We start from the raw sequence: 17379 nt of genomic DNA, 5'->3' as shown, positions 1-17379 counted from the left end.
AAAAAAATAAGAACATGAACCAAGAAGAGCTTGATAAAATGTACATGCGGCGCTGCCTTCAGCTGGCCAAGCAGGGTAGGGCTTTGGCTAAGCCCAATCCCATGGTGGGTGCAGTGATTGTTTATCAAGGTAGAATATTGGGCGAAGGTTATCATGTGCGGTGTGGACAGGCCCACGCTGAGGTCAATGCCTTCGCATCCGTCCGTCCCGCAGACGAGCCTTTGCTGCCGCAAAGCACGCTCTACGTTAGTTTGGAGCCTTGTTGTCACACAGGCAAGACCCCTCCCTGCGCCGATTTGATCATCAGAAAGCATGTGAAACGTGTGGTATGTGGCTGCATTGACCCATTTGCCCAAGTGCACGGACGCGGTGTGCAGAAACTTCGTGACGCGGGCATTGACGTGACGGTTGGCGTGTTGGACGAGGAGTGCCGTGCGCTGAATCGGCAGTTCAACGTGTACAATATGCTTGAACGACCGTATATCCTACTGAAATGGGCCCAAACCATCAATGGCTTTTTAGATGCCGACGGAGAGCCTTTGGCATTATCCACGCCATTCACTCAGATGCTGGTGCATCGGTTGCGGGCGCAGTACGACGCCATTCTTGTTGGTCGCGTGACGGACGAACGCGAGCATCCACGCCTCACGGTGCGTGAGTGGTCGGGCCCCGATCCCTTGCGCTTGGTGCTGCGCGACGGCATCACGCTGCCTCAATTGATGGCAGATTTGCATCAACAACATGTACAGTCGTTGATGGTAGAGGGTGGAGCCAAGACGTTGCAGAGCTTCATCGATGCGGGTTTGTGGGACGAAATACGCGTGGAGACTAGTCGTTTGTTGGTCTCGGGGGGTACGAAAGCGCCCGTTTTACCAGCTGGACTGATTCTGCTTCAACGTGAGGTGTACGATGGTAACGTGGTAGATACGTTCGGTCGAGGGGAAGCCTTGGGCATCTGCCCCTCATGGTTGTCAAAGTCTGTTCAATGTGTTTGAAAACGATATGGCAACTCATTGAAAAGCAAAGGATTATAGATGCAAAAACAAACTCATTGAGATTGGGCGCCTATCTCAATGAGTTTGCATGCCAATTGCATTGACTTTGAAGCCCAAAGTCAATGCAATTAAATTACTATTAGCAAGCACTTGCTTTGCTGTTCAACTTTCTTACTTACGTTTCTTCACCTTCTTTACGCCCTCTACGGTCATCTTAACGGGTTTGATGAAGCCGTTTTTATCGAAATACATGCGGTCAATGCAGGTCTCACGATGGTTTCCATCGGTTTCTGTCAATGGGCGTCTGTGGTACACAATGTACCACTCGTCTTTGCCATTGCCCTTAATGACGGAGTGATGGCCTGCTCCCCGTGCGATTTTGTCATCCTGTTCGAGAATCTTTCCTACGCGCTCGAAGGGACCGAAAGGCGAGTCAGAGATGGCATAGGCCACGCAATAATCTGGGCCGGTCCATCCTCCTTCAGACCACATGAAGTAGTATTTTCCGTCTTTTTTCAGCATGAACGGGCCTTCCACATAGTTCTTAGGAGTTACTTCCTTAAACGTTACTCCGTCGGGAAAAGGTACAAGGCTCAACAGGTCGGGAGCCAATTTCACCATATTGCAGTGTCCCCAGCCGCCATAGTACATGTAATACTGTCCATCATCGTCCTTAAAGACAAACTGATCAATAGGTTGTGCCCCATTAACAATTTCGTTGATGAGCGGTTTGCCCAGCGCATCTTTGTACGGACCTTCTGGCCTATCGGCCACAGCAACGCCAATACCGCCCACTTCTCCTTGGTGTACGTCGTTTCCACCGAAGAAGAGGTAATACTTATTGTTGGCATGTATCACCGCCGGAGCCCACATAGCGCGCCGCACCCATTTCACATTTGAGTTGTCAAGCACCCGTGGATGCTTCGTCCAGTTCACCAAATCGGGCGATGAGAACGCATCCAGAAAGGTTTGTTCGTCGAAAGGTGCCGAGTAAGTGGGGAACACCCAATACTCACCATTGTACACTACAGCCTCTGGATCGGCATACCATCCCGGGAAGATGGGGTTGCCGCTCATTTTCTTTTTCTGTGCCATGCCGCTTGTGGCGAGTGCCAATGCAGCCACGGCCAGTACGATACTTTTCTTGAAAAAAAATACTTTACTTGTCATTCTAGGTTGTTTTGGTTTCGTTTTTGTTGTTGTTTGATAATCTCTGTTGGATGGCATCCATCTTCTTGAGGCGATCTATAGAGTAGATCTTGCTGTAATGATCAAGGAAATCGAACAGCGCAAAAGACTTCTTAAGCAGCAGGTCGCCTTCGGGTTTCGACACCATGTCAGCCTCTGCCAGATAGAGTTCGGCCAGCATTTCCATCTTGTAAAATCGCTTTTCCTCATCCTCTTGGCCAAGGGTCTCAATGACTTTTTCCACCGGGGCCAGATGGTAGAAGGTGTAAGGACCAATATATTGGTCGTACAGTTTTTTGAGTTCCTCGTGCCTGTCGGTCACTTCTTTTTTCTCTAACAGTCGGGCCAGGGCTGCCAGAAACTCGCGGATAAGCCGCATAATGTAGTCGCGTTCTAACATAATATATGGTGTTTAGGGATTTAGAGCATGTTTACCAAACAGCATCTTGTTGTAAACTCTGCGTATAGTCATACAGTTTTTTATAGAAAGGATGGCGCACCAGCGTGGGAACATGTCCTAAGATGATGAGTTTCATGCGGGCTCGGGTCATGGCAACGTTCATCCGCCGCAGGTCACGAAGAAAGCCTATCTGTCCATCTTCGTTTGCCCTGACCAGCGAAATGAGGATTACATCTCGTTCCTGTCCTTGAAAACCATCAACCGTGTTCACGCTTATGAGATGACGAAAGGGCTTGAAAAAGGGACGTTTTTTAATGAGTCGGCGCAAATACTGCACTTGTGCGCGATACGGAGAGATGATGCCTACGTCGACAGCTTCGTCCAATAAACGCTGTTTACCAATCTTATTGAAATACTGTTCCAGGGCGCTGAGGGTTAATTCAGCTTCATCTTCATTGATTCTGCCAAAGCTTTCACCCACAAAATGTTCCTGAAATGTCGGTGCGTCCGATGCAGATTCTTCGATGAAATGGGCGTTTTCTGCCTGTTCGGCGGTATCTATCCACTGGATGGGAACATCATAATCCAAGATTCCCCGATACTTAATAGCTGGCGCACTCTGAACTTTTCCGTGATAAAACCAGTCGCTCGAGAAGCGCATAATCTGATCATTCATGCGATATTGCATGCCAAGCATCGTCACTACTTCTGGTTTATTCTCTACAATGCGTTGCATCAGCGTCTTGTCCAATCCACCCTTTAAGGCAGCAATGCTTTTGATTGTCGGTGGCAACTGACAGTGGTCGCCAGCCAACACCACGCGGTGAACCTTCCGAATGGCTATCCAGCAGGCAGCTTCTAATGCCTGTGCGGCCTCATCAATGAACAATGTTTGATACTTTTGACCCATCAGAAGGCGGTTGGCGGTACCTGTTAAGGTGGAAGCGATGACCCTTGCTTCTCCAAAAAGCTGTCCTTTGATGCGTATCTCCAATTCGGTTGCCCGTTCTTGGAGGCGTTCCACCTTCTGATGGAAGCCAGAACCAGCCGTCTTACGATGCTGTTTGAGTTGACGAAGGGCTTTGCGTATGGCCCATAATTGCGGATAATCGGGATGTGATTCGAACCTTCGTTCGTAGGTAAACGAGAGCATTTTATCGTTCACTCGCGTGGGATTGCCGATGCGAAGCACGTTCACACCTCGGTCAACAAGTCGTTCACTAATCCAATCGACCGCCATATTGCTCTGCGCACAGACCAAAACTTGACTCTCACGCTTGAGGGTTTCGTAGATTGCCTCCACGAGTGTGGTGGTCTTGCCGGTACCCGGAGGACCATGAACCACCATCACATCCTTGGCTTTCAACACCTTGTTCACGGCTTCTGCTTGCAGGTCATTGAGCCAAGGAAACCGAATGTCATCAAAAGAAAAGCACTCGGCAGTCTGCGAAGTCGAATAAAAAAGGTTGCGAAGATAGGCCAATCGGTTGTCTTTGGCATTCATCACGCGGTCTAAGGCATCGAACATCAACCGATAAGAAGTCTCGTCAAAGAATAGTTGTACGCCCACCTGTTCGGCCGTTTGGATGGAGGTAACCATGCCATTGTCAGGCAACGTCACCACCATTCGGTCGTTATCGGCATAGCTCACTATGCCCGTTACGGGGAAATAAGAAAGTGATTTAGAAGCTGTGGATGCATTGTTTTTGCCCATTTCATCGTGTCTTCCTGCCTTCTGAACCATCTGAAAGAAGGCAACCGGGCGTCCGTATTCAAAATTGTGACTAATCTCTTCATCGGCAGTACGAAACACTTCGACCGCCAACTGATTGAGCGAGTTGTAAAAACTCTTGCCCACACGGACGGGAAACCATGCATCACCGCGCTTTACCTTTCTGGCTATACCCATCATCTCCGTCTGCTTACGGAAAGCATCCTTCTCTGTTGCATACTCCAATTGGAGTAACAACTTCTGACGTTTGAGTTCTGAAATAGCCGATTGTGATGACATAAGTACGGACAAAGATACGCTTTTTAGCAAGAATTGACGAGCTACGAACGTTATATTTTGCGTAATTCGCTATCTTTGCAACAGACATGCAGACCATTCAATTATACAATTTGTCCATCGGATACGGCAAACATGCGGTCGTATCGGATATCAATTCTACCCTGAACAGCGGTCGGTTGACCTGTTTGCTGGGGCGAAATGGTGTGGGTAAATCTACTCTTTTACGCACTCTGGCGGGCTTTATACCACCCATAGCGGGCAAAATATATATTCAAGGAACACCCTTGGAACGGCTATCTCACCTAGAATTGGCCGAAAAAATCAGTGTGGTTCTGACGGAAAGAATGGACATTCGGAATCTTACCGCAACCGAATTGGTGGGGTTGGGGCGCACGCCCTACACGGGATTTTGGGGCGTTTTGTCGGACGAAGACCACAAAATTATCTCGAAAGCCATGCAACTGGTGGGCATCGAGCAGTTGGCTGAAAGGAATATTTCGAGCCTAAGTGATGGTGAACGGCAAAAGGTAATGATAGCAAAAGCCCTGGCACAGCAAACGCCCATCATCATCTTAGACGAACCAACGGCCTTTCTTGATTTCCAAAGTAAGGTGGACACGCTGCGTCTGTTGTCCCAATTGGCACATGAGTTGGATAAGACCGTGTTCTTATCCATCCATGATATCGAACTGGCTTTACAGATAACAGACGAGATATGGCTGCTGGATAATCAACAAAAGCTACACACCGGGACGACGAAACAGCTCATTGAAGACGGTACTTTGCACCATTTCATCGAAAGTGAACATATCCGTTTTGATGCCGATGACCGCGTTGTTAGACTTCAAAAATGAAGGTTTCATCGGCGTTTTCTCATGTGAGAAGTTACTCCAGGCCAATCGTCTGTGCAGAATGTTACAGCTGGAGGACCGGCAGGAGTAAATGAGGGTTGTTAAGGAATGTATCGGCTGACAAATTTCTTCACAACTTCCGTATATTCTTGTCGATGGTCCTTGTAGCTCTCAGCGTGTTTAGAACCCTTGGCTATCCACAACTGTTTCGGTTGAGATTTGGCCTTGTAAAGCGGATAAACCATATCGGTTCGCACGTAAGTATCGCGGTCTCCATGGATAAAGAGCATGGGCTTTTGGCATTTGGCCACCTGCTTCAAGGGTGAAGCCTCCCCGAACGACCATCCGTACAGCAGCTTGTTTAGTGCGCTGGCCGTGTAGAGTAGGGGGAAGGGAGGTAGCCCAAACTGCGTTTTCAGTTCGTTTTTGAACTCGTCCCACACGCTGGTGTAACCACAATCTTCCACAAAGCACTTGACATAGTCGGGGGTGTCTTCACCCGAAACGCACATGGTGAGTGCGGCTCCCATGGAGATACCGTGGACCACTTGCTCGGAATGGCCGGTTGAATCGCTGAAAAGCGAGTCGGCAATGGCCATCCAGCGCAGCACGTCGTGGCGCTCTTTCCATCCCATTTGTACCATCTCGCCTTCGCTCCAGCCATGCGCATGGTGGTCGGGTAGCAGCACATTGTAACCCATGCGGGCATAGATGTGGGCTATCTGCATCATGCCCGTATGAGAGTCGTGGTAACCATGCAGCACAACAGCCGTCTTGCGGGTGGGTTGTGGCGCATAGACGAAAACGGCATGATGCTGCTCATCGTCTTGCATCGTTACCAGGGTGTCATGGATGAGGTTGCCTTGGGTCAGGCTGTCTATCCAGGGTTTAATCTCTGGGTTGTCATTGATGACGTGCGCAAAACGGTCTTTGTAGGACACGTTGATGGGGTAAGGGCGTCTCAACGAGTATTCTATCATGTAAATACTGCCACCAACGATTGCCAGTAGCACAACGATGGTGACAGTAATTAATGAGATTTTAATACTTTTTCTCATAGGATTCTTAGTTATTTATAGAGTTTGTACAGCTCTAGATTGGCCTTTCTCACTCGATTTTCGTCCAGCTTAATCACCTTTCTGTCGTAGGTCATCAGTCCGTTCACCTCACCTTCAACGTCGGTTGTTTGGGTATATACTGCTGCTGAGAAGCCCTGGCGAATCATGGGTTTGAGTTCTTCCAGCAACTCAACGTAGCGGTCTGTAACCTCTTTGCTGTTTTTGAATTGTACGTAACCCCAATTGCGGTCAGCCTGCCAGAGGTGTCCTTTCAGCGGCAATCCCAGTCCACCAAACTCGCCGAGCACTGTCGTGCGGTTGAAGTCGTAGAGGTACATCATCGGTCCAGGATAATTGTGAAGGTCCAGAATGTCGCCCGTCTTGAAGTGGTTGCCACCACTGGCCGAGTTAATGAGACGGGTAGAATCGAGCGCTTTCGTAAATGCAGTAATCTCTTCAGTTTTAAATTGTCCCCAAGCCTCATTGAAAGGCGTCCACACAACGATGGAAGGATAGGAGTAGAATTGGCCGATAATGGCTTTCCACTCACGCTTGAAGTTTTCTTCCGACTCGGCTGAACGATTGGCTAAGCGTCCTGTTTCCTGATAGTACTCGTGGTTCTGCCAGTCGGGTCCGTGCTGAATGTCGCCCATAGGCATGTCTTGCCATACCAGAATACCCAGCTTGTCACAGGCTGTATACCAACGAGCTGGCTCCACCTTCATGTGCTTGCGAATCATGTTGAAGCCCATGTCCTTGGTCTTTTTGATGTCGTAGATCATGGCTTCTTCTGTGGGAGCCGTGAAAAGACCGTCAGGCCAGTAACCTTGGTCGAGTGGGCCATATTGGAAAAGGTTCTTGTTGTTGAGCTGCATACGCCACACACCAGCCCCATCACGCACCGATGAAATCTTGCGCATGGCACTGTAGCTCTTCACAACATCGACGGTTTTACCACCCGAGAGGAGGGAGATTTCCAGGTCATACAAGAACGGAGAATCTGGTGTCCATAGCTTTTGGTTCTGTACAAACAGCTCCACTTCCTGCCCGGCGATGGCTTTTCCCCTAGCAACAATCTTGTTGCCGTCTTTCATCACAACACTAATCACGTCGCCCTGCTGGGTTCCGTCTGTCTTTGTGCATACCGTCAACTTGCTTTCATCAATGTTGGGGGTGTTGTAAACGGCTGCAATGTGCTTTTTGTTAACAGGCTCCAACCATACCGTTTGCCAGATGCCGGTAACGGGTGTGTACCAGATTCCTTCTGGTTTGGTACGTTGTTTTCCTACGGGTTGGTGTCCGTCAGTCGTTGGATCCCATACCCTCACGACCAACTTTTGCTGTCCATTTGTCAAATAAGGTGTGATGTCAAAGCTGAAAGCGGAAAAACCACCCTTGTGAGAGCCTATCTTGATGTCGTTGAGGAACACGTCGGCTTTCCAATCAACCGCACCAAAATGCAGCAGAATGTTCTTGCCCGACCAGGCAGCAGGCACACTGAAGGTACGCTCGTACCACAATTCTTTGTCCTTGCCCACGGTCTTCTGTACTCCTGAAAGGCTCGACTCGATGGCGAAAGGCACCAAAATTTTTCCGTCGTTGATATTCGTTCCGGCTGCTCCACGGTTGCGAATGGCATAGTTCCACAATCCATTAAGGTTTTGCCACTGACTTCTTTCCATAATAGGACGGGGGTACTCGGGCAGCACGTTGCTGGGGTTTACCTTGTTGGCCCAGTCGGTTTTAATTTTGTCGCCAACAGGTTTCCATTGTGCCATGGCGGCTGTATAGACAAATAAGGCGAGTAAAAGTACGTTTAGTTTTTTCATTTTTCTAGTTAAAACAATGTTAAGAATAAATAATGATGTTTCAAAGTTACATATTTTAATCCGAATAATTGGTAGAAAGAAGAAGTTGTAGCATCTTTTTACAATTATTAGCAAAATGAGTAAAGAGGAATCGTTCCATTTATTTTGCTATGCTCTTGAATTCAAGTAACTTTGCACAGATTATGAGTACGCAAGACATTAAAAACGCAAGGAACCATCATACAGGCTTGACAGACGAACAAGTGGCGGCTAACAGGATAAAATTTGGTAAAAACATACTGACGCCACCCCCTACAACCTCGTTGTGGAAATTGTATTTGGACAAGTATCGCGACCCCATCATTCAAGTGCTTTTGATTGCTGCCGCTGTCTCATTGGTGTTAGCTTTCGTTGAGCAGAACTTTATTGAAACCATTGGTATCTTTGTTGCCATCTTCTTTGCAACCAGCGTCGGCTTTTACTTTGAGCGGGATGCAGCCAAGAAATTCAACATTCTTAATGCGCTAAATGAAGAGTCGTTGGTGAAGGTTCGACGCAATGGGTATGTCGTTGAGATTCCTCGAAAGGATGTGGTAGTAGGCGATTTGATGATCATTGAGGTGGGTGACGAGATACCTGCCGACGGAAAACTCGTCAAGGCCGTTGATTTGTTGATAGACGAATCGTCGTTAACGGGCGAACCTATCTGCTCAAAGGGTATTGATGTGGATGATGACGAGGAGGAAGAAGCACATGAAAAAACCTACCCTCATGACATGGTCTTGCGCAGTACGATGGTCATGAATGGCCGTGGTGCAGCCATTGTCACAGCCATTGGCGATGCTACGGAGATTGGTAAGGTGGCCCGCAACTCGAGCGAAATAACGCATACCCAAACGCCTTTGGATACCCAATTGGCCAAATTGGCTAAACTCATCTCGGTGGTTGGGTCGGTAGTGGCTGTAGCTGCTTTCGTCATCTTCCTCATACACGACATCCTTGTGAACGACGCCGTATGGCAAGGCACAGATTATTTCAAGATGGCCGAGGTGGTGTTGCAGTATTTCATGATGGCTGTCACGCTGATAGTGATGGCCGTACCCGAAGGACTTCCTATGGCCGTAACCTTGAGTTTGGCGCTGAATATGCGCCGGATGTTGAAGAGCAACAACCTGGTTAGGAAGCTGCATGCGTGTGAAACGATGGGGGCGGTGACAGTTATCTGCACCGATAAAACGGGAACGTTGACAGAAAACAAGATGACGGTCATGGAGATGGCTGGCTCTTCAGTCGTTACGGAGGTTTCTGAACACGATGTGCTGGCTCAAGCTATCGCCCTGAATACAACAGCAGAGTTGGGAGAAGATGGTGCTGGAATCGGTAATCCAACGGAGATAGCCCTGCTGACATGGTTGCAAAAGCATGGCGTTGACTATCAAACCATCCGTAACCAAGCCACCACGATAGCACAGTTGCCATTCTCAACAGAAAACAAGTACATGGCAACCGTTGCAGAGATGGGTGGCAGAAAGTATCTCTTTGTTAAGGGAGCACCAGAGATTGTGATGAACTTCTGCACCTTGTCTGAGGCTGAAAAACAATCCTATCAGTCTACTTTGTTGGGTTATCAGCACAAGGCCATGCGCACTTTGGCGTTTGCTTGCAAGCAACTTGAAGCGGATGTGCTATCCAATATCCAAATAAAGAATCACTTACAAAATCTCTCTTTGCAGTGCGTTGCTGCGATTAGTGACCCTGTTCGCGCGGATGTTCCAAGTGCTGTTAACCAGTGTCAGCAAGCGGGTATCGAGGTGAAGGTAGTGACGGGAGATACGCAAGCCACCGCTATTGAGATAGCAAGGCAGATAGGTGTCTGGAATGATGATACGCCCAAGGAGGCTGCACTGACTGGTCCAGAGTGGAATGCGCTGTCGGATGAAGAGGCATACGAGCGTGCTCATACCATCAAAGTGATGTCGCGAGCGCGTCCATCGGATAAACAACGACTTGTGGAAATGCTGCAAAAGCGCAAAGAAGTGGTGGCTGTGACGGGCGATGGAACCAATGACGCGCCTGCATTGCATTATGCTCATGTGGGTTTGTCATTAGGGTCGGGAACCAGTGTGGCTAAGGAAGCCAGCGATATGACGTTGCTCGACGACTCGTTTGGCTCTATCGCGCATGCCGTGATGTGGGGTCGTTCGTTGTATAAGAATATCCAACGTTTCCTCTTTTTCCAACTTATTGTCAACATCACAGCGCTACTTCTTGTCCTTGGAGGGGCTTTCATCGGTGTGGAGATGCCGCTCACGGTGACACAGATATTGTGGGTGAACCTCCTGATGGATACCTTTGCGGCCATGGCATTGGCCTCTTTGCCTCCTTCACGCGAGGTGATGAAAGACAAACCGCGTAAGGAAAACGAGTTCATCCTTAATAAAGAGATGCGCCAAGGCATTCTTTTCTGCGGCGTGACCTTCTTTATTTTCCTGTTTGCCATGCTCATTTATTGCGAACGTAATGTGTCGCAAGGCATCAGTATGCGTGAGTTGACCATCTTCTTCACAACCTTTGTGATGATTCAGCTGTGGAACCTGTTCAATGCAAAGACGCTTGGTTCCAATCATTCGGCATTCCGTTATCTTTGGAAAGACAAGGGACTGCTGCTCGTGTTGCTGTTGGTTATCTTGGGACAGTGGCTCATAGTGACCTTCGGAGGTAAGATGTTCCGCACCGTACCGTTGTCGCTCAGCGATTGGTTGGGCATCATTGGCTTTACTTCTGTTGTGCTTTGGGTGGGTGAACTGTGGCGATGGACGAAACGATTAAGGGCAAGAAAATCATGAAACAGAACGTCAAAAACATCATATTTGACCTGGGTTGCGTGCTTGTAGGGCTTGATAAACAGCGCTGCGTGCGTGCTTTTGAGCAGATAGGGGCTGGAGACGTTGCCTCTTATGTTCGGGATCATCGCACGGCTGATTTGTTTTTTGGCATTGAAACGGGCCAAATGACGACGGAAGAGTTTTGTGATGAGGTTCGCAGCATGAGCAGATGCAAGGCCGAGAATAAGGAAATTGTCTGGGCATGGAACCAACTTTTGGTAGGTATTCCTGATGAGAAGAAACAACGCTTGGTTGACTTGAAGAAAGATTATCGGCTTTTTCTGTTGAGCAACACTAATGACATGCACTGGCAGAAATGCGTGACAGATTTCTTTCCCTATCACAATTTGGGGGTAAATGATTATTTCGAAGACGTTTATCTGTCGTACAAGTTGCAGCTTACCAAGCCCGACCGCAAGATTTTTGAGACCGTATTGAGGCGCTCACAGCTGCAAGCAGCAGAGACACTCTTTATTGATGACGTAAAAGAAAACTGTGAATCGGCTGCACAACTGGGCATCCAGGTGATGCACGAAACCACAGGTAACGATTGGATAAATGCGTGGTAAGGATATGAAAACCATGATATTGGATGAAAAAACGGTTCTAACGAGTCCCTGTGTGGCAACCATTGGGTTCTTCGATGGGGTGCATTTGGGGCATCAATTCTTGATACGCCAGGTCGTGAAGACAGCTCGTGACGCAGGATTGTCATCCATGGTCATCACGTTTGACAAGCATCCTCGCCAAGTGTTACACAGTCATTATGTCCCCGAACTGTTGACCACGACCGAACAAAAGCTGCAACTACTCTCTGCAACAGCTGTTGATCAGGTCGTGGTATTGCCCTTTACGCAAGAGATGGCGAACATGACAGCCCAACAATTCATGGGCAATGTGCTCCATCGTCGGTTACAGGTACGCAAGTTGGTGATTGGTTATGATAATCGGTTTGGACACAATCGGGAAGAAGGATTTGACGATTATGTGTGCTATGGACGGGCATTAGGCATCGAGGTGATACGCAGTGAGGAGTTTTCTTTAATCAAAGATGCCGTGCATGTGAGTTCTTCTGCCATTCGAAAATACATCCATGAAGGTTCAATGGAGCAGGCCAATCGCTGTTTAGGGCGACCCTATGTGCTCACGGCTCATGTCGTTGATGGATGTAAAGAGGGTCGGAAACTTGGTTTTCCTACAGCCAATCTCAATTTAAGCGAAATCACACAGCTGCTTCCTGCCATGGGTGTTTATGCCGTGAAAGCGCAGGTAGAGGGGACAGGGCCATGGTATCGGGCGATGACCAGCATCGGTATGCGCCCCACCTACAATGGAACAAGCCTGACAATTGAAACTCATATCCTCGAAGGATTTCATGAAAATATCTATGATAAGCAACTCTCCGTGGCCTTTTTCAAACGCCTTCGCGATGAAAAGCGGTTTGACAGCTTGGCGTTGTTACATGCTAAAATAGCGGAAGATGCACGGGAAGTAGATTCTTATTTTAACAAAATAGAGAAATGATGCGCAAATCAATCAAAGGAATATTAGATATTGCATGGTATTTAGTGGTGTTTATCATGCTTCAAGTGTTGGCCACTTATTTGGTCAGCATCTTGTCTTTGCTGCACAATGGCATGGACTTCGGGACCGCATTGCACTATCTTCAGTCGCACCGCGTGTTCAGTTCGACGACGGTCATCGCCACTTCTGCCGTTTCCAGTGTGCTGACAATCGTCTTATTCATGTCGCTTAAATGGACACCTGTGGCACGTTCGTATGTGCGCAGTAAGCCTTGGGCGGCGTTGTTTTGGGTGGTTTTACTATCATTGGGCACCATCATCCCCTCGGCATGGCTGCTTGAGCAGATGGAAGTGGAGGTGCCTTCTGGCTTAGAACGAATGCTCAATGCCCTGATGGGCAATCGTTGGGGATATCTTTCCGTTGGCATTTTGGTGCCAATTGCCGAAGAAACTGTTTTCAGAGGCGCCGTTCTTCGCACCTTACTTCAACTCTTCCGTGGCCGTACAGCTTGGCTGTCCATCATCCTTTCGGCGTTGATTTTTGGTCTTGCACATTTCAATATGGCTCAATTGCCGCACGCTTTTCTCATGGGTTTGTTGTTGGGATGGATGTATGTGCGCACCAATAGTATAGTACCTGGCATTGTTTTGCATTGGGTAAACAACTCTACAATATTCATGGTGTATAATCTCATTCCCAGCTCAGCTAATGGCAATCTTGTTGACATCTTTGGAGGTAGTCAGCAAGCCGTGTGGATGAGTTTGCTTTTCTCTCTGTGCATCATGCTTCCAGCCTTGTTCCAATTGTCCCGAAGATTGAAGAAAGCCGAACCTGTAGAATAGCTGTTGGGTTGTTGGTGGGTAGACATGAAAATGAAATGACTAAAATAGCGAAACGCCACCCCTTTGGTGGCGTTTCTTAAGTACGTTAGTATGTTATGAAAAATTTGAGAGAAAAGTGAAGCTTCACAGCTTCGTTTTTGTTTTACTAAACATGTTTTATAATTGAGAAAGCATAGAAATTATCTTATTTGATGATGGTAGCCGGCTGCACATCTGCGGGTGTTATGTTGCTTTGTTGCATGCTGTCTATTGTCGCAGAGTCGCCAATGGCCACTGAAGTACCTTGTTGTAGTTGTTCTGTTCCATCATAGGATGCACCTATGTTGTCGTTGTTCTGCATGAACGGAACCTGCAATGCGTTGCTCAATGTCAGGATGATGGCTACCACGGCGGCTGCCTTGAAGAGCGGCATCAGCCGTTGTCTCATCTTGATGGTGCGCGCTTTGACCGGTGTTGGCTCATCGATCATGGACAGAATCTTCTCATCAAAGTCGTCTCCCAGTACCTTTTGGGTTGCTTCTTGTTGAGCGTATACGAACAATGCGCGGTACTTTTGCAAGTCCGCTGGAACGTCTTCCTGACTGAAGAACGTGCGGAGAATCTCTTCTTCTTGAAGCGTTGTCTCGCATGCCCAATAGCGTTCCAATAGTTGTTCGATATATTTATAATCCATAATTGTCGTATTTTTGAAATCTTTCTTTTACCGTTTGCCGGGCTCTGAAGATGTTTACTTTCACTTGTTCTTCACTGATGCCCAGTATTTTGGCAATTTCTTTGTAAGGCTTTCCCTCGAAATCTCTGAGTTGCATGCAGCTTCTTTGTTTTTCTGGAAGCGCATTCACGAGGTTTCTCACAAGCTCTATCCTGTCTTGTTGTAGGGTATCCTCGAATGGTGTCGAGGAGGTGTCTGGGCTTTCTGTCTGTCTTTCTTCGAGCGAATCATTGAGATTGTCGTGCTTCTTGATTCTGTCGAGCGCTAAGTTGCGGCAGATAGTGATGCTGAAGGCTTCTATCGATTCTATTTCATTCCAGCTTTCACGCTTGTCCCAAACCTTTATCAGTGTGTCTTGTACGATGTCTTGGGCCTCCTCATGACTGAGGGTGATGCGCAAAGCTAACCTGTAGAGCGCATCTTTGAGTGGTAAGACATCGTTACGAAAACTGATATTCTTCATCTTTGCCTCTAATTAAATGACGATTGAGATAGGGATAAGTTACATGCACCTGCAGATTTAACTATTTTTTTAGGTTAATCAGTAGGATGAATCTTGTCTTTTTTGTTATTGGTGAAGCCTTCTTTACAAGAGGTAGACGTTGGTGGAATCGTGTGCAGCAGGTATAAAAAAGTGTGTCGCCACCACGGATTATTCCAGGTAAGTATATCCGTAAAGACCCGAACGGTAGTTGTTTAAAAACTCTTTACCTTCTTCCAAGGATATTTTTCCCAGCTTAACACTCTTCGTTACCCACGTTTCCAGTTGTCTAACCAGTTTCTTCGGACTGTATTGAACATAGTCGAGTACCTCGTCTACCGTCTCTCCATCAATCACTTGGTCGATGCTGTATTTGCCGTTTTTCACGGAGATGTGCACGGCATTGGTGTCGCCAAAGAGATTGTGCAGGTCGCCTAAGATTTCCTGGTAGGCCCCAACAAGGAACACGCCGAGGTAGTAAGGCTCGCCTTTCTTCAATGGGTGCAGAGGCAACACGTGTGAAATATTGCGGTTGGTCACGAAGTTTGCTATCTTTCCATCGCTGTCGCAGGTGATGTCTTGCAGTGTGGCATTGCGTGTGGGACGTTCGTCCAGCCGCTGAATCGGTAAGATAGGGAAGAGCTGATCGATAGCCCAACTATCGGGAAGCGACTGGAATAGAGAGAAATTACAGAAGTATTTATCGGCCAATAGCTTGTCAAGATTCCTCAACTCATCAGGGACATGCTTCATTGACTTGGACAACATGTTGATTTCCCGACACACACTCCAGTACATGCTTTCTATCTCTGCGCGCGTTTGTAGGTCGACAATGCCCAGTGCGAACAAGTCGAGTGACTCTTCGCGTATTTGCTCTGCATCGTGCCAATCTTCCAACATCGAGCGTGGATTGAGGTTATCCCATATCTCATACAGGTCTTTTACCAGCTGGTGTTCTTCTTCGGTTGGCTCAAATTCATCAGGCATGGACGGTAGACTGGCTGTTTCCAACACGTCAATGACCAACACCGAGTGGTGCGCTGTCAATGACCGACCGCTCTCTGTGATGAGGTTTGGGTGTGGCACGCCATTCTTGTTGGCCGCATCAATGAAGGTGTAAATACAGTCGTTGACATACTCTTGGATGGAGTAATTCACCGAACTTTCGCTGCTCGACGAGCGCGTTCCGTCATAATCTACGCCCAGTCCGCCCCCACAGTCCACGAAATCAACGTTGTACCCCATCTTATGTAGGTTGATGTAGTATTGCGCGGCCTCGCGAAGAGCCGTCTGGATGCGGCGAATTTTGGTGATTTGAGAACCGATGTGGAAGTGGATGAGATGCAGACAGTCTTTGAGTCCTTTCTCCTCCAGCATCTTCAAGGCCAGCAGAAGTTCAGAGGAATTCAGTCCAAACTTCGAGGCATCTCCGCCGCTGTCTGCCCATTTACCCGAACCGGATGATGCCAACTTGATTCGAATACCAATGTTCGGCCGTACGCCAATCTTCTTCGCAGCCTTGGCGATGATGTCCAGTTCGTTCAGTTTCTCAATGACAATGAAGATGCGTTTGCCCATCTTTTGCGCCAAAAGTGCCAACTCTATGTAACTCTGGTCTTTGTATCCGTTGCAAATGATGAGCGAATCGCTCTGGCATTGCACGGCAATCACGGCATGAAGTTCTGGCTTGCTGCCCGCCTCCAAACCCAGGTTGAACTTCTGTCCGTGAGAGATAATCTCTTCCACCACGGGCTGCATTTGGTTCACCTTGATAGGGTAGATGATGAAGTTCTCGGCTTTGTAATCGTATTCTTTTGCAGCTTGCGCAAAGCAGCTGGCCGTTTTCTCGATGCGGTTGTCAAGAATGTCGGGGAAACGCAATAGTACAGGCGAACTCACGTCGCGCAAAGCCAGCTCGTCCATCACGTCTCGCAGGTCTATTTCGGTATTGTCCTTGCACGGCATCACATAGGCATTGCCCTTTTCGTTGATGCCAAAATAAGAAACACCCCATCCATTGATGTTGTACAACTCTTTTGAATCTTCAATCGTCCACTTCTTCATTGTTGTTTTACGAAACTGTTTTTTATAGATTTAATAATACTTTTAATTGGTCTACGGTTGCCTGTATCTTGCCGTAAGAGTCCATCAAACTGACGTCCAGCGTATGCTTTGCCTGCGTATAAAAGGGCTCGCGCTCTTTCAGTTGCGTGCCGATGAAGGTTTTCACTTCCTCTGGTGTCTTGCCCAGCAACAGGGGTCTGACCGTCCTGCCCATCTTCAAATGGCCGTAAAGCACCTCGGGCGAGGCTTTCAGAAAAACGGTTTCGCCCTGCCGGTTCATGTAGTCGATGTTGTCAAAGAAGCACGGCGTGCCACCTCCGCAACTCAGGATGACGTGTTCAAACTCAGCCACTTCGTGCAGCATGCGGTACTCTATCTGCCTGAACCCCTCTTCGCCTCGCTCCTCAAAGAGCTGTTTGATGGTTTTTCTCATCCTGCTTTCGATGTACCAGTCAAGATCATAAAACGGCATGTCAAGGTCTTTAGACAAAGCTTTTCCAAGCGTTGTCTTGCCCGAGCCCATGTATCCCATAATGATGATGCGGTCCATGCTTGGGGTG

15 protein-coding genes are annotated in these 17379 nt (G+C 48.0%); 6 read left to right on the top strand and 9 right to left on the bottom strand.

The genetic code is table 11. The annotated features are described in order from the left end of the window. Positions 1-14: 14 nt before the first annotated feature. Positions 15-995, top strand: a complete 981-nt coding sequence (gene ribD, locus HMPREF0650_RS00970) for a bifunctional diaminohydroxyphosphoribosylaminopyrimidine deaminase/5-amino-6-(5-phosphoribosylamino)uracil reductase RibD (protein WP_004347594.1) — start codon at positions 15-17, stop codon at positions 993-995. Between the two features lie 171 nt (positions 996-1166). On the opposite strand, the gene HMPREF0650_RS00965 is transcribed toward ribD, so the two are convergent. The 3 genes from HMPREF0650_RS00965 to HMPREF0650_RS00955 all read right to left on the bottom strand — a co-directional run bounded on the left by HMPREF0650_RS00965 (position 1167) and on the right by HMPREF0650_RS00955 (position 4594). Further along, positions 1167-2090 (bottom strand): glycoside hydrolase family 43 protein, encoded by a 924-nt coding sequence (locus HMPREF0650_RS00965; RefSeq protein ID WP_245543434.1) that lies wholly within the window; start codon positions 2088-2090, stop codon positions 1167-1169. 76 nt (positions 2091-2166) lie between these two features. Then, the gene (locus HMPREF0650_RS00960) at positions 2167-2583 is read right to left on the bottom strand and encodes a hypothetical protein (protein ID WP_040561973.1); all 417 of its coding nucleotides are present in this window, start codon (positions 2581-2583) and stop codon (positions 2167-2169) included. Positions 2584-2614: 31 nt separating this feature from the next. Next, positions 2615-4594, bottom strand: coding sequence for an AAA domain-containing protein (locus tag HMPREF0650_RS00955; RefSeq protein WP_004347591.1), 1980 nt, complete (start codon positions 4592-4594; stop codon positions 2615-2617). A gap of 86 nt (positions 4595-4680) precedes the next feature. Here HMPREF0650_RS00955 and HMPREF0650_RS00950 point away from each other — a divergent pair, with 86 nt between their 5' ends. Next, positions 4681-5448 carry an ABC transporter ATP-binding protein gene (locus tag HMPREF0650_RS00950; RefSeq protein ID WP_004347589.1) on the top strand — a complete coding sequence of 256 codons (768 nt, stop codon included), beginning with the start codon at positions 4681-4683 and terminating at the stop codon, positions 5446-5448. Positions 5449-5546: 98 nt separating this feature from the next. Here HMPREF0650_RS00950 and HMPREF0650_RS00945 read toward each other — a convergent pair whose 3' ends face one another. Both HMPREF0650_RS00945 and HMPREF0650_RS00940 read right to left on the bottom strand, forming a co-directional pair. Beyond that, positions 5547-6503 carry an alpha/beta hydrolase gene (locus tag HMPREF0650_RS00945; protein ID WP_004347586.1) on the bottom strand — a complete coding sequence of 319 codons (957 nt, stop codon included), beginning with the start codon at positions 6501-6503 and terminating at the stop codon, positions 5547-5549. Between the two features lie 11 nt (positions 6504-6514). Then, a complete protein-coding gene (locus HMPREF0650_RS00940; RefSeq protein WP_040561972.1) occupies positions 6515-8332 on the bottom strand; it encodes a glycoside hydrolase family 2 protein in 1818 nt (605 codons plus the stop codon). 182 nt (positions 8333-8514) lie between these two features. Between HMPREF0650_RS00940 and HMPREF0650_RS00935 the strand changes: the two genes are divergently transcribed. From HMPREF0650_RS00935 to HMPREF0650_RS00920, 4 genes are read left to right on the top strand one after another with little or no spacing between them, the layout of a single operon-like run. Then, entirely contained in the window at positions 8515-11157 is a 2643-nt protein-coding gene (locus HMPREF0650_RS00935) for a calcium-translocating P-type ATPase, PMCA-type (RefSeq protein ID WP_004347584.1), read from the top strand. Next, positions 11154-11765: an HAD family hydrolase gene (locus tag HMPREF0650_RS00930; RefSeq protein WP_040561988.1), complete on the top strand. Its 612-nt coding sequence runs from the start codon at positions 11154-11156 to the stop codon at positions 11763-11765. Before HMPREF0650_RS00935 ends, HMPREF0650_RS00930 begins: the two co-directional genes overlap by 4 nt. Before the next feature lie 4 nt (positions 11766-11769). Then, entirely contained in the window at positions 11770-12720 is a 951-nt protein-coding gene (locus HMPREF0650_RS00925) for a bifunctional riboflavin kinase/FAD synthetase (RefSeq protein ID WP_040561986.1), read from the top strand. Continuing rightward, entirely contained in the window at positions 12717-13562 is an 846-nt protein-coding gene (locus tag HMPREF0650_RS00920) for a CPBP family intramembrane glutamic endopeptidase (protein WP_004347581.1), read from the top strand. The genes HMPREF0650_RS00925 and HMPREF0650_RS00920 overlap by 4 nt, the downstream gene beginning before the upstream one ends. A gap of 184 nt (positions 13563-13746) precedes the next feature. Here the strand turns inward: HMPREF0650_RS00920 and HMPREF0650_RS00915 are convergent, their stop codons facing one another. From HMPREF0650_RS00915 to HMPREF0650_RS00900, 4 genes are all read right to left on the bottom strand, one after another. Next, the gene (locus HMPREF0650_RS00915) at positions 13747-14235 is read right to left on the bottom strand and encodes a PG0215 family putative anti-sigma factor (protein ID WP_004347580.1); all 489 of its coding nucleotides are present in this window, start codon (positions 14233-14235) and stop codon (positions 13747-13749) included. After that, positions 14225-14737 carry a GFO_1088 family ECF-type sigma factor gene (locus HMPREF0650_RS00910; protein WP_004347578.1) on the bottom strand — a complete coding sequence of 171 codons (513 nt, stop codon included), beginning with the start codon at positions 14735-14737 and terminating at the stop codon, positions 14225-14227. The genes HMPREF0650_RS00915 and HMPREF0650_RS00910 overlap by 11 nt, the downstream gene beginning before the upstream one ends. Before the next feature lie 189 nt (positions 14738-14926). Then, positions 14927-16819, bottom strand: a complete 1893-nt coding sequence (speA, locus tag HMPREF0650_RS00905) for a biosynthetic arginine decarboxylase (RefSeq protein ID WP_004347576.1) — start codon at positions 16817-16819, stop codon at positions 14927-14929. A 22-nt stretch (positions 16820-16841) separates the two neighbouring features. Further along, positions 16842-17369 carry a shikimate kinase gene (locus HMPREF0650_RS00900; RefSeq protein WP_004347575.1) on the bottom strand — a complete coding sequence of 176 codons (528 nt, stop codon included), beginning with the start codon at positions 17367-17369 and terminating at the stop codon, positions 16842-16844. Positions 17370-17379 lie beyond the last annotated feature (10 nt).

The sequence above is a fragment of the Hoylesella buccalis ATCC 35310 genome, from assembly GCF_000177075.1.
GTDB classification, from domain to species: Bacteria; Bacteroidota; Bacteroidia; order Bacteroidales; family Bacteroidaceae; genus Prevotella; species Prevotella buccalis.
This window is presented reverse-complemented; position numbering and strand designations above follow the sequence as displayed.